Origin of the sequence: Salmonella sp. NW177 (assembly GCF_051811585.1) — a bacterium.
In the GTDB taxonomy this organism is placed as follows: domain Bacteria; phylum Pseudomonadota; class Gammaproteobacteria; order Enterobacterales; family Enterobacteriaceae; genus Salmonella; species Salmonella enterica.
Genome location: NZ_JAMMZV010000001.1, coordinates 701,981 through 717,068, shown reverse-complemented (window position 1 = coordinate 717,068; position 15,088 = coordinate 701,981). Strand labels below are relative to the sequence as shown.

At 44.3% G+C, this 15,088-nt stretch carries 14 protein-coding genes; 9 read left to right on the top strand and 5 right to left on the bottom strand.

Annotation, left to right across the window (positions count from 1 at the left end; genetic code table 11):
- Positions 1-274: 274 nt before the first annotated feature.
- Complete coding sequence (locus NA986_RS03750) at positions 275-1,198, top strand: LysR substrate-binding domain-containing protein (protein WP_000414259.1); 924 nt, start codon at positions 275-277, stop codon at positions 1,196-1,198.
- Positions 1,199-1,258: 60 nt separating this feature from the next.
- On the opposite strand, the gene NA986_RS03745 is transcribed toward NA986_RS03750, so the two are convergent.
- The 3 genes from NA986_RS03745 to NA986_RS03735 form a co-directional block, all read right to left on the bottom strand.
- On the bottom strand, positions 1,259-2,884 hold the full coding sequence (locus NA986_RS03745; RefSeq protein ID WP_070794010.1) for a methyl-accepting chemotaxis protein: 1,626 nt from the start codon (positions 2,882-2,884) through the stop codon (positions 1,259-1,261).
- A gap of 168 nt (positions 2,885-3,052) precedes the next feature.
- Positions 3,053-4,171 carry an S-(hydroxymethyl)glutathione dehydrogenase/class III alcohol dehydrogenase gene (locus tag NA986_RS03740; protein WP_017441318.1) on the bottom strand — a complete coding sequence of 373 codons (1,119 nt, stop codon included), beginning with the start codon at positions 4,169-4,171 and terminating at the stop codon, positions 3,053-3,055.
- A gap of 31 nt (positions 4,172-4,202) precedes the next feature.
- Positions 4,203-4,478 (bottom strand): metal/formaldehyde-sensitive transcriptional repressor, encoded by a 276-nt coding sequence (locus NA986_RS03735; protein WP_070794007.1) that lies wholly within the window; start codon positions 4,476-4,478, stop codon positions 4,203-4,205.
- 518 nt (positions 4,479-4,996) lie between these two features.
- Here NA986_RS03735 and NA986_RS03730 point away from each other — a divergent pair.
- Positions 4,997-5,398 carry a hypothetical protein gene (locus NA986_RS03730; RefSeq protein ID WP_023888773.1) on the top strand — a complete coding sequence of 134 codons (402 nt, stop codon included), beginning with the start codon at positions 4,997-4,999 and terminating at the stop codon, positions 5,396-5,398.
- A gap of 128 nt (positions 5,399-5,526) precedes the next feature.
- Here the strand turns inward: NA986_RS03730 and NA986_RS03725 are convergent, their stop codons facing one another.
- The gene (locus NA986_RS03725) at positions 5,527-6,243 is read right to left on the bottom strand and encodes a hypothetical protein (RefSeq protein WP_001588428.1); all 717 of its coding nucleotides are present in this window, start codon (positions 6,241-6,243) and stop codon (positions 5,527-5,529) included.
- A 426-nt stretch (positions 6,244-6,669) separates the two neighbouring features.
- Here NA986_RS03725 and sseJ point away from each other — a divergent pair, with 426 nt between their 5' ends.
- Positions 6,670-7,896: an SPI-2 type III secretion system effector SseJ gene (gene sseJ, locus NA986_RS03720; RefSeq protein ID WP_070794004.1), complete on the top strand. Its 1,227-nt coding sequence runs from the start codon at positions 6,670-6,672 to the stop codon at positions 7,894-7,896.
- Between the two features lie 120 nt (positions 7,897-8,016).
- Here sseJ and NA986_RS03715 read toward each other — a convergent pair whose 3' ends face one another.
- Positions 8,017-8,361, bottom strand: coding sequence for a DUF1294 domain-containing protein (locus tag NA986_RS03715; protein WP_017441316.1), 345 nt, complete (start codon positions 8,359-8,361; stop codon positions 8,017-8,019).
- A gap of 941 nt (positions 8,362-9,302) precedes the next feature.
- On the opposite strand from NA986_RS03715, the gene NA986_RS03710 reads away from it, so the two are divergent.
- The 6 genes from NA986_RS03710 (at position 9,303) to NA986_RS03685 (ending at position 14,964) form a co-directional block, all read left to right on the top strand.
- A complete protein-coding gene (locus NA986_RS03710; protein ID WP_000949379.1) occupies positions 9,303-10,064 on the top strand; it encodes a transporter substrate-binding domain-containing protein in 762 nt (253 codons plus the stop codon).
- A gap of 6 nt (positions 10,065-10,070) precedes the next feature.
- Entirely contained in the window at positions 10,071-10,718 is a 648-nt protein-coding gene (locus NA986_RS03705; protein ID WP_023215813.1) for an amino acid ABC transporter permease, read from the top strand.
- Between the two features lie 24 nt (positions 10,719-10,742).
- Positions 10,743-11,474 carry an amino acid ABC transporter ATP-binding protein gene (locus NA986_RS03700; protein WP_070794003.1) on the top strand — a complete coding sequence of 244 codons (732 nt, stop codon included), beginning with the start codon at positions 10,743-10,745 and terminating at the stop codon, positions 11,472-11,474.
- Positions 11,471-12,151 carry an amino acid ABC transporter permease gene (locus NA986_RS03695; protein ID WP_000560164.1) on the top strand — a complete coding sequence of 227 codons (681 nt, stop codon included), beginning with the start codon at positions 11,471-11,473 and terminating at the stop codon, positions 12,149-12,151. The genes NA986_RS03700 and NA986_RS03695 overlap by 4 nt, the downstream gene beginning before the upstream one ends.
- A 136-nt stretch (positions 12,152-12,287) precedes the next feature.
- Positions 12,288-13,838, top strand: a complete 1,551-nt coding sequence (locus tag NA986_RS03690; protein ID WP_023215815.1) for a glycosyltransferase family 39 protein — start codon at positions 12,288-12,290, stop codon at positions 13,836-13,838.
- A 463-nt stretch (positions 13,839-14,301) separates the two neighbouring features.
- A complete protein-coding gene (locus NA986_RS03685; RefSeq protein WP_023215859.1) occupies positions 14,302-14,964 on the top strand; it encodes a class I SAM-dependent methyltransferase in 663 nt (220 codons plus the stop codon).
- Positions 14,965-15,088: the final 124 nt, after the last annotated feature.

Below are 15,088 nucleotides of genomic sequence, written 5' to 3'. Positions count from 1 at the left end.
GAATGTTACCTGGAGTGTAGAAAACCTCATCCATTCCGGGGAGAAGAATTTATAAAGTGTGATCCGACCTGAATTCATTATGCAGAACGGATTGACATGAGCTGCATATCCCCGACCAGATCGCGGCTTAACACGCTTAACGGCAGTTGAATCATCAGTAAAATAAAACAGTTGTAACTTGAAATGGTAAAATGTTAATAATATTTTGCTATCAGGTTATCAAAAACAAACAACTTTACTTGTCACCCGCACGGCTCTGTTTTTAACATCGCTTATGGAAAAAAATGGTCTGTTTAGTCAGCGCATTCGGTTGCGCCACCTTCATACATTTGTCGCCGTTGCACAACAGGGAACTCTGGGGCGCGCGGCTGAAACCCTTAACCTGAGCCAGCCAGCGCTTTCTAAAACGCTGAACGAACTGGAACAACTCACCGGAACCCGTCTGTTCGAACGCGGGCGACTGGGCGCGCAATTAACGGTTCCTGGCGAACAATTTTTGACTCATGCGGTAAAAGTATTAGATGCATTGAATACCGCCGGGCAGGCGCTGAATCGCAAAGAGGACGCCAGCGCCGATGTGGTGCGTGTTGGCGCGCTCCCCACCGCTGCGCTGGGTATACTCCCGGCGGCTATTGGGCGGTTCCATCAACAGCAAAAATCGACCTCGTTACAGGTCGCGACCATGAACAATACGATGTTGCTTGCAGGTCTGAAATCAGGCGAGATCGATCTGGGTATTGGCCGCATGTCAGACCCGGAATTAATGGGCGGTTTAAATTACGAACTGCTGTTTTTAGAATCGCTTAAATTAGTGGTACGCCCCGGTCATCCCCTGTTACAGGAGACGATCACGCTCAGTCGGGTTATGGAGTGGCCGGTAGTCGTCTCGCCAAAAGGCACGGTACCGCGCCAGAATGCGGAAGCCCTGTTGCAAAGCCAGGGGTGTAAAATGCCTGCCGGATGTATCGAAACGCTATCCGCATCGTTATCACGACAACTGACCGTAGATTACGATTACGTCTGGTTCGTCCCCTCTGGCGCGGTTAAAGAAGATCTTCGCCAGGCGACGCTGGTCTCATTACCCGTGCCGACCCAGAGCGCAGGCGAACCGATAGGTATTCTTACGCGAGTTGATATCCCGCTCTCAACCGGGGCGCAAATGCTGATTGCGGCAATCCGTAAATCGATGCCGCTGTGATAGCGGCTGTCGGACATTAAACGCGCCCGCGGCTAAAATAGCCCGCTGGCGCGACGCTTATTAAAGGAAGGATGATCGCATCGTCGCGCCAGTATCCTGTAAATGAAACGCATCAACGGCTTGCGTCAAGCGGGCGGCCTGTTCTTCAAGCGAAGCCGCCGCCGCGGACGCCTCTTCGACCAGCGACGCGTTTTGTTGCGTAACCTTGTCCATCTCAGAAATCGCCTGACTGACCTGAACAATACCGCGACTTTGCTCATCAGAGGCTGCCGCGATATCGAGCATAATATCGGTGACGCGTTTGACGGCATCCACAATCTCATTCATGGTGCTCCCCGCAGCGATAACCTCTTCAGATCCTTGTTCAATCAGGCTGACCGATGCGCCGATCAAGCCTTCAATCTCTTTTGCCGCCTGCGCGCTGCGACTGGCGAGGGTACGAACCTCACTGGCGACCACCGCAAAACCGCGTCCTTGTTCCCCGGCGCGTGCCGCCTCGACCGCCGCGTTTAGCGCCAGGATGTTGGTCTGGAAAGCGATACTGTTAATGACGGCGGTAATTTCCGAGATTTTTTTCGAGCTGGTGGAAATATTCCCCATCGTTTGTACGACCCCGGAAACCATCTGGCCTCCGCGACTGGCTTTACCGGAAGCATCTTCCGCCAGTTTGCTGGCGTGATGCGCATTATCCGCATTCTGTTTAACGGTTGCCGTCAACTGTTCCATACTGGCCGCAGTTTGTTCAATGGCGGCAGCCTGCTGTTCAGTACGAGAAGATAAATCCGTATTACCAGCAGTAATTTCGCTGGTGCCTCGATAAATTTCCTCCGCCCCCTGACGCACCGCCCCTACCGTTTGTTGCAACGCATGCTGCATCTGCTGAAGATGATGACTCAGGCGACCAATTTCACTGCGTCCTGTGGGCTCGTCAGCCATGGTCAGATCGCCCGCCGCAATGCGTTCGATACGTGACGCAGACTGCTGCAAGGGTTGTATCACCGTGCGACGCAGCACCATGAAGGTCATTAACGTCAATACCAGCGCCAACGTAAATGCGCCAATCATAAACATCACACCGAGCCGGGTACGTTGGTAAGCCTGTTCGCTAAGTAGTCTTGCCCGCTCGGTGCGCAGTTCAATCGCTTTCAACAGGACATGGTTATATGCGGCATCCAGTTGTTTTGCCTGCTCGTTTTCATGATTAATGATCGCTTCGAACATGCCATTTTTGGCAAATTTCAGCATCGGTTGCAGGCCGTTGATATAGGCGGTGTAGCGGGCGTTTAACTCGTTATCCAATGCGTCATCGGCGGGTGTTTTCACCGCTCTGGACATATAAGCGTTAAAGCCGTCCTGAGACTGCTTGATCCGCGTTTCCGCAGCGGCAATATTGGCTTTCATTTCATCCATTTCAGCAATCCGGCTCGCCGCGCCAGCGTGGATCATATTGATACGTGCGGTACGTAAGTGGTTAGCGCTGTTGGATAATCCCATCCGTACCTGAATCTCGTCCGTGACATCACGCTGATCGCGATCGGCCTGTAACAGAAAATAGCCTGCCAGCCCGGCGCTCAAAGCAAAAAGAAGAAGGATGCCACCGAGAATGGAGGAAAACAGCGGAACCAGCCGAATATGATGCAGGAAGCCCAGTTTATGCGAGGCTTGCATCGAGAATGTGTTGCCCATGACCGTCGACTCTCTTGTAGGTTTTATGCGTAAAACACGCCCGTTAGATAGTCATCGGCACTTCGTGACGTTTGCTTACCGCGAAAAGCATCGCCTTCGTCACATTTTCACAACATTCATTCCAGAAAATTCAGAAAAGCGCCAGCGGAAAATCCGCTGGCGGATGAATCAGTTATCGCTAAAGTGGATAACAGTACGGATGGATTTACCCTGATGCATCAGTTCAAAGGCATCGTTAATCTGCTCCAGCGGCAGGCGGTGAGTAATAAAAGGATCTAAATGGATTTTACCGTTCATCGCATCTTCTACCATCCCTGGCAGCTGCGTGCGCCCTTTCACGCCGCCAAAGGCGGAGCCACGCCAGACGCGACCGGTCACTAGCTGGAAGGGACGGGTTTTGATTTCCTGCCCTGCCCCCGCTACGCCAATAATAATGCTTTCGCCCCAGCCTTTATGACAACATTCCAGCGCTGCTCGCATCACGTTAACGTTGCCGATACATTCAAAACTGAAATCTACGCCGCCATCAGTAAGCTCAACAATAACGTCCTGGATCGGTTTGTCGTAATCATTCGGATTAATAAAGTCCGTGGCCCCCATTTCGCCCGCCAGCGTAAATTTTTCCGGATTCGTGTCGACAGCTAAAATACGCCCGGCTTTAGCCTGAACCGCGCCCTGAATAACCGCCAGCCCAATACCGCCTAAACCAAAAACGGCAACGGTGTCGCCCGCTTTCACTTTAGCGGTGTTATGGACGGCGCCAATACCCGTCGTCACGCCGCAGCCCAACAAACACACTTTATCCAGCGGCGCCTGCGGGTTCACTTTCGCCAGAGAAATTTCCGCGCAAACAGTATATTCGCTGAACGTGCTGGTTCCCATATAGTGATAAACGGGTTCGCCGTTATAAGAAAAGCGGGTAGTGCCATCCGGCATCAGCCCTTTTCCCTGAGTGGCGCGTACGGCCTGACAAAGGTTAGTTTTACCGGACTTACAGAACTTACACTCGCCGCATTCCGCCGTGTACAGTGGAATAACATGGTCGCCGGGTTTCAGGCTGGTGACCCCCTCGCCGACCTCGACTACCACGCCGCCGCCTTCGTGCCCCAGGACTGCCGGGAATACGCCTTCCGGATCATCGCCGGAAAGAGTAAATGCATCGGTATGGCAAACGCCGGTATGGGTGATTTTGACCAGAACTTCGCCTTTTTTCGGCGGCGCAACGTCAATCTCGACAATTTTTAGCGGCTGACCGGGACCAAAAGCAACTGCTGCACGTGATTTCATATATCTCTTCCTGTTACGGTGAGGGAAATTGTTATTTTAGATAAGCGCGAAGAAGATGGCCGATTTCCGCCATCCGAACCGCGCGCTGATCTGGCGTAGTCTCCCCGCTGACCAGCTCATCTTTCAGATGGATCTCAACCATTTCACTCATCAGGCCATTAGACGCGCCGCGCACGGCGGCAATCTGTTGCAGAATCGCCAGACAAGGTTCGTCAGACTCAAGCGCCCGCTCCAGCGCTTCGACCTGCCCGCGTATGCGACGAACACGGGTAAGGATACGTTTTTTATCTTCAGGTGAATGCGGCATTCGACCTCCATATACTATAGGGGGGTATACTATCAGAATTTTTACGTAATTGTAAAACTAAACACACTATAAAAATCAACCTCTTATAACTTGTCGGCATAGGCCATCAAAAATCAGTTCACATTCAGCATATCCAGCTCACGGGAACTTTTTCTGGCCATAGACAATAAACGCCAAAGCTTCCTTTCTTAGCTGCAATGTTCTGCCCGACTGGGGCATCGAGGTAATGCCGTGTGAATCCAGTCCCATTACCCAGAAGTAAATATTTGCTCAATAGTTTTTACTTACTCACCAGGTGGTAATGAATAAAGGTTATGATATGCAGATGTCAGTCTTGTAAGAACGTAACATCACAACTGCGATACACCGCCGACGGGTAGCAGAAATATCTCAACCCTGTGTCTTTCCAGGCTTAGTCAATGTGGACAAAAAATCAAATGAGCGTTATTTGAAAGATTTTTAATACCCAAAAGCGTCATCATTATTGTTAATTTGAAATCAATCTCAGGTAATAATCCATGCCTATTTCGATTTGTAAACATGGTGCTCCTTTTGTTGTTCAACATGAAAATCGGTACGGTTCCGGGGCAAGTCAGTCATCATTACTTTCAAAATCAATCCACCATATTAGCAACTCTCATGAGGCAATAAACTTTATAAGTTGCTATAGTGCAAATGGAAGCTGTTTTTCCAATGCACAGATGCTAGCCAATGCCTCAGGAAGCCCTGTTATAGGTTACTATGGGAAGGTAAATAAGTTAACAGCCAGTCTGGCTAATAGCGGTCGTATATTTCGCCCACAGCATAAGCTTGCGGCCAATATTTGTTATGTAGGTAATCGGCTTCTGAGCGGTCCAATTCAACTTGGGTTTGGCCTGAAACATCTGCTAACCTGTCACTCAAATGGTAATGTCAGATAAAGTGTCATGCCATGCCCTTCCCGGCATTGCTATTCCACAGCTTACAGATATGGGCGCTCAGTTCTTTCCTCAATCGCTGCTATGGGAAGCTCTGGCGTCATTTCACGCTCTTGCCAACCAGTATTTTATTAAAGCCTGACTTTTACCAGAGTAATCTCATAAGAGTGCCCATCTTCTGGTCTAAAAATAATAAATCTATTGTTATTTTTAGTAAAGGATTTCGACAAAATAAAACTATCATGATATCTGGCCAGGACGTAGTACCAGCCTCCATCATACAATATCATTTCGTATTCTTTCTTTAATTGTGGCTTATAGATCCCAACAAAAAAAGAAAATATAAAAAAATATATAATAAAACCAAGCATAACTATAGTGAAACAATGCCTTCGCACCCAACTGAGTTGCGTAAAACAAATCACTGGCATCAATTTACTATAAAAACGCATCCCCACCGATAGGCATAAAGCCACCAGTAAAATGATAAAAAAAAGCTCCCACAAAAACGATTCTGTTAAGAGAGAAAACTCGATAACAATTGGAATAAAGAACAAAACCGCTGCCAAAAAAAGGCGTAAGAAGCTAAGGTCGTGGATACGTGCTTTTTGCTTTACTAGAAAAAACAATAGAATACCCACTCCCCATGCTATTATGAATATAGCCATCAGACTAATCGCATGGAATAGACTTCGGGCAATGTTGTCAGGGCCGACGCCTACATACCACCACGGGAAACCATAGTACGCGGAGACGCCCCAGCCATAAAAATAGGCGCTCCCCCATCCCAGACCACCTAAATAGGCCAAAAGCATTGAAGAGTTTTTAATAATTGAATCATCACTCATTATAGTTAACTCACTTAAGAAATATTTAATATGAAAATAGAAATCAACACGTTATATAAAACACCAACCCCTTGGAAATAATAGTTGGATGATAAGTTCACCTAATTTTCCTGAATATCAAGCCAGCTCATACCCACGCCAGCACACTAAAATCAGGAGTGGCTACTTTTTTTAGAGGTTTGCCTTAGCCAGGCGCATGCTCAATAATGATAGCAGTCAGATAATATGTATCCGACATTAACTTCACGTTGTTGATGATATATTTACTTAGTTGAAAAATAATAAACATTGTATATATTTTATTGACGGTGACAAACTGTTAAAGAAACGCCATTCTATATACACCATTTACCTGATTACTTTTCTTGCTAATATTTGCTAATTAATGCTTTGCTAAAGCGCGTTTAATAGAGTAAGGAGGACACTATGCCATTGAATGTTGGACAGGGGTATTTCACATCATCTATCAGTGCTGAAAGATTTAATGTGATAAAAGAAAGCGCACGCCCTCCGGAATTAAGTTTATGGGAGAAAATCAAAGCATATTTTTTCACCACCTACCATGCAGAAGCGCTCGAATGTATCTTTAAACTTTACCACTATCAGGAACTGAATCTAACACCGGTACAAGTTCGCGGAGCCTACATCAAACTTCGAGCCTTAGCGTCTCAGGGATGTAAAGAACAATTTATTATAGAATCACAGGAACAGGCCGATAAGTTGATTATTAAAGATGATAATGGTGAAAATATTTTATCTATTGAGGTTGAATGTCATCCGGAAGCTTTTGGTCTTGCCAAAGAAATCAATAAATTACATCCCAAGCCAAAAAATATTTCTTTAGGTGATATTACCAGACTGGTATTTTTTGGCGACAGTTTATCTGACTCCATGGGGCGTATGTTTGAAAAAACACATCATATTTTACCTTCCTATGGTCAATACTTTGGCGGAAGGTTTACTAATGGATTTACCTGGACTGAGTTTTTATCATCTCCACACTTCTTAGGTAAAGAGATGCTTAATTTTGCTGAAGGGGGAAGTACATCGGCAAGCTATTCCTGCTTTAATTGCCTCGGTGACTTTGTATCAAATACGGACAGACAAGTCGCATCTTACACCCCTTCTCACCAGGACCTGGCGATATTTTTATTGGGGGCTAATGACTATATGACACTACACAAAGATAATGTAATGATGGTCGTTGAGCAACAAATTGATGATATTGAAAAAATAATTTCCGGTGGAGTTAATAATATTTTAGTCATGGGGATTCCCGATTTGTCTTTGACGCCCTATGGCAAATATTCTGATGAAAAAAGAAAACTTAAGGATGAAAGCACCGCTCACAATGCCCTGCTAAAAACTAATGTTGAAGAATTAAAAGAAAAATACCCCCAGCACAAAATATGCTATTTCGAGACTGCCGATGCATTTAAGATGATAATGGAGGTGGCCAGTAACATTGGTTATGATACGGAAAACCCTTATACTCACCACGGCTATGTACATCTTCCCGGGGCTAAAGACCCTCAACTGGATATATGTCCGCAATACGTCTTCAATGACTTTGTCCATCCAACCCAGGAAGTCCATCATTGTTTTGCCACAATGTTAGAAAGTTTTATAGCTCATCATTATTCCACTGAATAATGTTCCATCGGCTGCGGTATGCCTTGAGCAAAACACCGCTCAATATCATAGTGCCGGTGGCATGAAAATATGAGGTTGTCTTTGCTGCCGGTTGGTCAATAAGTGATCCATACTCTATGTTCAGTAGGACAAAAATGGATAGAGTCGATAGATCGCCACCGTAACTACGGTACTCACTATCACACTGACGATAAAGTATGTTTTGAATGGCTGCTTTTGCGTTTTATGACGGAAAAGTTGTTGACCAACAATCGCACCAGGCCACCCACCGACAACCCCAAACACCAACAAAGTGGATTCCGGCACTCTGCGCCAGGTTTTACGTGCCGCCGTTTTATCTACACCGTAGATCGCCAGCGTTAGCACATTGGCGAGCAGGAACCACATCGCGACGGGATGCGATGTAAAAATGCTTCCGACCGCAGCGGAGATCAGGAGTAAATAACAAAAGCGGTTAAGATACATATTATTATGTCATAGCAATGATTAGGGTCATCGGAGCCCATTATACGCGATACATGCGCCTATGTGATGCAGAATTTTCTTTTCATTCAGCCAACGAGTCATCGAGTCATCGAGTCATCGAGTCATCGAGTCATCGAGGATTCATTTTTAATTACCATGGTAATCATAAGGTAATTAACGTGTTGTGAACACGATTAAAATGGGTAAAGCCACCAAAAATGTTACCACCTTAACCATTGCCAGGATAACTTAATGGAGAGCCCTCTTTATTGCTGTTTGTTATCCGGTTGGCAGTCTCAGTTTTGGATTTATTTATCGTATTTATATTTATTACATAAGATGTACGATGTTAATTTGAGAATTTTATCTCGACAACCGCATATATTAAGATATTTCTGAATTAAGATTATTATCGATTAAAACAAGTTAACGTTTTGATAAACATAACAACATCGTCAGAACTCCTGATCTGTTGTCGTTTGTTCATAGGATAAATAATTTATATGCTTGCAAATATAGATAGCACGCAAATCAACTTAGCTCAGAAAATGTATTTGACAAGCAAAGATAAGTCTTTATATTGGCCCTGGATAGAGTGGTAAGATGATACTTAGAGACATTAAATACACCGTCACTGAAGCATTTATCTGCTTATCATGTAAATATGTATGCGTAAATGGAGCATAAACTATGTCCAGTATACTAATGTCTATGGTATCTTTACATTGTCACCTTTCATGGGGCCGCTGCACTCATATCCAGTTGATATCTCATGGTATATTCAATCCATTCCCTTTGATGATTCCTGTCAAACCTCCTGATTAAATTAGTTAACAGCGATGGAATACATAACGTTAAGTACTTTACGCCTGCAAATGTCAGGTTCACGCCCTAATGCTTAATTTATAATACGCATTACCTTACCACAGGAAATAGATAGCATGTTATCCAAAAAAATTGGCTTATCGATGATAGTGTTGGGAATAATGTCGTCTTCAGCTTTTGCTGATAGCATCGTTGAAGGGAGAACACTCAATGTCGCAGTATCACCGGCCTCTCCCCCTATGTTATTTAAAAGTGCTGATGGCAAATTGCAGGGGATAGATCTGGAGCTTTTTTCGTCTTACTGTCAGTCACGGCATTGTAAGCTAAACATCACCGAATATGCCTGGGATGGAATGCTTGGCGCAGTGGCGAGTGGTCAAGCAGATGTCGCATTTTCGGGAATTTCAATCACAGATAAACGTAAGAAAGTTATTGATTTTTCTGAACCTTATTACATCAACTCTTTTTATCTGGTCAGTATGGCCAATCATAAAATAACGCTCAATAACCTCAATGAATTAAATCAATATTCTATTGGATACCCTCGAGGAATGGCTTACTCCGACCTTATCAAAAACGATCTGGAGCCCAAAGGATACTACTCGTTAAGTAAAGTAAAATTGTATCCAACCTATAATGAGACGATGGCTGATCTAAAAAATGGCAATCTTGATCTGGCTTTTATAGAAGAGCCGGTTTATTTTACCTTCAAAAATAAGAAAAAGATGCCGATAGAAAGCCGTTATGTTTTCAAGAATGTTGATCAGCTTGGCATTGCCTTTAAGAAAGGCTCGCCCGTGCGCGATGATTTCAACTTATGGCTTAAAGAGCAAGGGCCACAAAAAATATCTGACATCGTCGATAACTGGATGAAATAGTAAGCTATGTCATCAGGTAATATGCTGGCTATCTTTTATTTCCTATTGGAAGGGATTGGTAATACGCTGCTTGTAACCTTTACCTGTTTTCTCTCAGCGTTTTGGTTCGGGCTTACAGTCGCCGTATTACGGCGACTATCCCCCCTTCCACTACAGAAGATGCTCGACGTACTGGTTTTTATTCTTCGGGGAATTCCAATACTTATTGCTGTTTTTCTTGTTTATTTTGGATTGCCATCGATTGGCATATATGTTTCACCTCTGGTGGCCATGAACCTCAGCGTCGGCTTAATCAGTGGGAGCTATCTTGCCGAGGTGTTCAGAGGGGCGCTTAAATTAGTTGAGCCATACGAAATTACGGTAGCGAAAGTAGCAGGAATGCGTCAATTACAGGTTATAATAAATATTGAACTGCCACAGATGTTGCGATTTTCTGTGCCCGGTATTATCAACGAGTTTTCTTCTGTATTAAAAGCGACGCCCTTTGCTTATACTGTAGGTATCGCTGAAATAACGAAGCAGGCAATGTCACTGACAGCCATCACGCTGAACGGGTTACAGATCTATACTCTTGCCGGGGTATTATATTTCATTATTTATAAAGTTTTTACTCTTCTGGCCGGAGTGTTTGAGAAAAAATATCGCATCAGTTGAAGCATAAAAATAGAGGTGATACTCATGGCTTTACTGACACTAAAAGAGATAAGTAAGGAATATTCAGGAAAAAAGGTTCTTGATACGGTTAGTCTGAAAATTCAATCGGGAGACATGAAAGTAGTCATGGGGCCATCGGGTTGTGGAAAAACGACGCTTTTACGCTGTCTGCTTCGATTAGAAGAGCCTGATTATGGTGATATTTATTTTCACGGGAGAAATATTTATGACAAGGAATTTACTATTCTTGAGTTCAGAAAAAAAGTCGGTTGTGTCTTCCAGAATTACGCTTTGTATCGCCATCTTAACGTCATGGATAACATTACCCTTGCCCTATGTAAAGTGTTTGGCATGCCGGGACAACTAGCTCGGGAGAAAGCCTTACATGAGCTACAAAAACTTGATATGGTCTCGCATAGCGCGAAGTACCCTTCGCAATTATCGGGCGGCCAGCAACAGCGCGTCGCCCTGGCCCGTACAATGGTCACCGACCCAGAACTCATTATTTTTGATGAGCCGACGTCTGCGCTTGATCCGCTCATGACTCGTGAAGTCGGAATGTTGATTAAGCAACTTCACGACAATGGCGTCACTATATTATGCGTCACTCATGATATTCGCCTCGCCAGATTACTAAGCGATAACGTAACGTTTCTTAATCATGGCAAGATTCGTGCAGAAGGCGCTTTTACCGATCTTGCCTTACGAGAAACGGATCCAGATATCCACTGTTTTTTTAGCGAGGCACAACGATGATCGCTGGCTGGTCTCTCTTCTTTAATGACCTGACTGAACAACTACCACTTGTTGTGGACGGTATTAAAGAAACCTGTAAACTTGCGCTGATTGTTTCCATCACCGGTTTTTTGTGGGGAATTATTATTTTCTTTCTGAGCCTGAGCCATCGCCCCGTGGTAAAAGCCATAACTCGGCTGTACATGGATTTTTTTATCGGTACGCCACTCATTCTTATTCTGTTTGTTATCTATTATGGTTTACCTCAATCTGGCATTCACCTGTCCTCTTTTACCGTGGCGGTTACAGGGTTTACCTTAAATGTCGGCGCATATAATGCCGCGTACATGACAACGGCCTATAACGCATTGAATAAATATGAAACGGAGGCAGCAGTCGTTCAGGGGTTGAACAAACGGCAGGTCTTTTTGTGGATTATACTGCCTCAGGTATTGCTGTCTTCCATTCCAGCCTTAACGAATCAGGTGATTAATAACCTTAAAGACAGCACCATCGTTTTTCTTATCCAATATACTGAGTTTTTCGCGCGAATTCAGGAGGTTGCTGCAACTAGCTTTAAATTCTTCCATGCTTACCTTTTTGCCGCCATAGTGTATCTTATTGGCGTTACCTTTATCGTCGGTTTGACCCGGTTTTTAGAGCATAGACTGCTTCGCCATTACGGTCAGGATGACTGAGTTGCACTACACTATTCTGATTAATTCACCGCTGACATTATCAAAGTTATTTTTATTTAGTGTTGGTTAAGATTTTAACCTTCATTATTGCGTTAGGTGTCCATTCGGGTCTAAGTCTTACTCCATTGAGGATATTATGGCGCTACCACAACTATCAATATGGCAGCCCGGCGATGGGTTAAGAAAAATAAAGTATAAATATCATGTTTGTCTCATTGTTATATTCTCCGTCCTTATACGGTTGCTGTTTTTAACTGACCGCTACCTTTGGTGTGACGAAGCGTCCAGCGTGCTGATTAGTCGACATAGCGTAGATAATCTGCTCTTCCATGCCGCTTTTGACGTGCATCCCCCGCTTTATTATCTGTTACTGCATGACTGGATGATATTATGGGGTGATAGCATTGCAGCGGTACGCTCTCTCAGTCTACTCTTTGGGATCCTGACAGTTGTGCTGGTTATCGCGCTTACGCGATGGTTGGCAAATGAACGTACAGCCTTATTGGCGGGATGGTTTGCCGCCCTGATGCCGATGGCAGTTCATTACAGTCAAGAAACGCGCATGTACGCGTTAATGGGAATGCTAACGCTCGCTGCCGCGTTAGCATTGATGATGTGGATAAAAACACCCACCCATAATCGCTATCTTGTCGCGTATGCTTTACTTATGACGTTCAGCTTTTATACCCATTATTTCACCCTATTTGCACTTATTGCCCACTGGATCGCAGTAACAATATTATCCTGCCAAAGCCATAAAACGGCCTGCTACCTTAAACTTCCTGGCTGGTGGTTTGCTAACCTGGCAATTGCTGTCGCTTATCTCCCCTGGTTACCCGTATTGTTTAATTTACTGACTCATCTGGCGCAGTTGAGAGCCGGTAATGATATCGGTTGGATTCCCCCTGTAACCTGGCGTGATCTGCCTGTAATGTACTGGCATTTCTTTACCGGAAACAACGGACAGAGTTTTCCGTCGATCATTCTGTGGCTGGCTGTGGGAAGTTTTATCGGTACTGTAGGGCGAATATCTTTATGCAACGGAGAATATGAAAGATATCAGCTGATATTATTTTGTAATCTGGTCATCCCTGTAATGCTGGTCTTCATCATTTCCTGGTGGATGCCGTTATTTATCGATCGTTATTTCTTCTTCTCATCGCTGAGCATTCCTCCCCTGCTCGCGGTATTACTTACCCGCGCAAAAAAAGCGGTTTGTGGCTTCGGTTTTATCTTATTCACCTTATTATTCGGCTATGGTTCATATCATAATAATCCTGAGCACATAGACGAGTTTAAACCATTGGTAAACTATATTAATACCCGTCACCAGCCTAATGATGCCGTGGTAGTCAGTAAAATGTTCGATTATTTAAGTTATGTGTATTATAATAAGCGAGATTATCGTGCGTTTCTTTATACACCACCTAACGCACACGGAACATCAGGCAGACCGAATGCCTATGGCTTTGGTTCACTGTTTTATGCGCAAGCCGATCAGACATATATTGATACTCTGGCAACGCTTTCAAAAAGTTACCATCGTGTCTGGTTGGTAAGCGGCGGTAACTTCAGTCAGGATTATCCCTTGCCGTCAGAATGGCAAAATATCGCAAACTTCAGAAGTGGTAGATTTCAGGTACAATTATTTGTAATACCAACTCAACAGGCGTGTCAAATGCAATGATTACCGTTTTCTATCCAGTGCAGTGATAAACAGTACTGCCACTGCCAGACTGCCTAAAAGTAAGGTCCAGCCAAACGCTTCAAAAACCTCAATCATATCGCCTCCAGGTAGGTGATATTAAATAAAGATGGCTATCTCAGCGTAACATTTAAAATATCAATTAATGTGCAATAATCGCTTTATGTGTATGAATAAATATTGTTCCTCATGCATTTAATTACATTGCTATTATCATAAGGCTTAATATATTTATATTAACGATTATTAATTATCAGCTTATAACAATATGACTGTCCAATTCATTTATCAGCTATTATTATCCTCTATCTTCTTTAAGATAACCGCTTAATTCATAATATCGCCTTTATTCGTCGCATTAAATTACTCACTTACCTGATTAATGCTTGCCTAACGATTGCTTCGTTGTTTTAATTCCAGCGCGAAATTATTTAGTGAGAGAACAATGAAGCATACACAACAATCAAGCGCAAAAGTCTATAACCCATTCACGCTTAGCTTATATGACTGGTGGGTACTCAATATCTCAAACAAATATGCCTGGAAGTGTCCTACTGATACGCGACTACTTCCTTTCTTCCTGCATCACATGGGCGAGACTCACCTGGATATTGGCGTAGGTACAGGTTATTACCTGAAACATGCACCTGCGACTCATGCCATTTCGCTGATGGATTTAAATCCGGATAGCCTGAAAATAGCCGCCAGCCGAGTGGGTAATACGAAAATCCGCGCCACACTACAACACGATGTTTTCGACACGTTCCCGGCGGACTGGCACGGGCGCTTCGATTCCGTTTCGATGTACTATCTTCTGCACTGCTTACCTGGTGAGATGACAACAAAAGCGAAGGCAATTAAAAATGCCGGTATGGCGCTTAAACCCGGCGGCACACTTTTTGGCGCCACGATTCTGGGCAAAGAGGTTCCTCACAATGCTTTTGGTAAGAAATTAATGGCTGTTTATAACAAGAAAGGAATATTCAGTAATACCAATGATTCAGCCGATACGTTACGCAGCGTGTTGGACGAACATTTCGCTAAGGTGACTTTGGATCAACATGGCGCCGTTGCGCTATTTTCCGCCACTACGCCACGCTCATCGTAAGTACAGGCACTTCCGAGCGGTCGGCAGCGCGATCATGTGGGTTTAACCCGTTGATTAAACATTGGATTACGGAATAGCAATTGCTTATTTTATTTGTCATACAAATAAGTATAATACCCGCTTC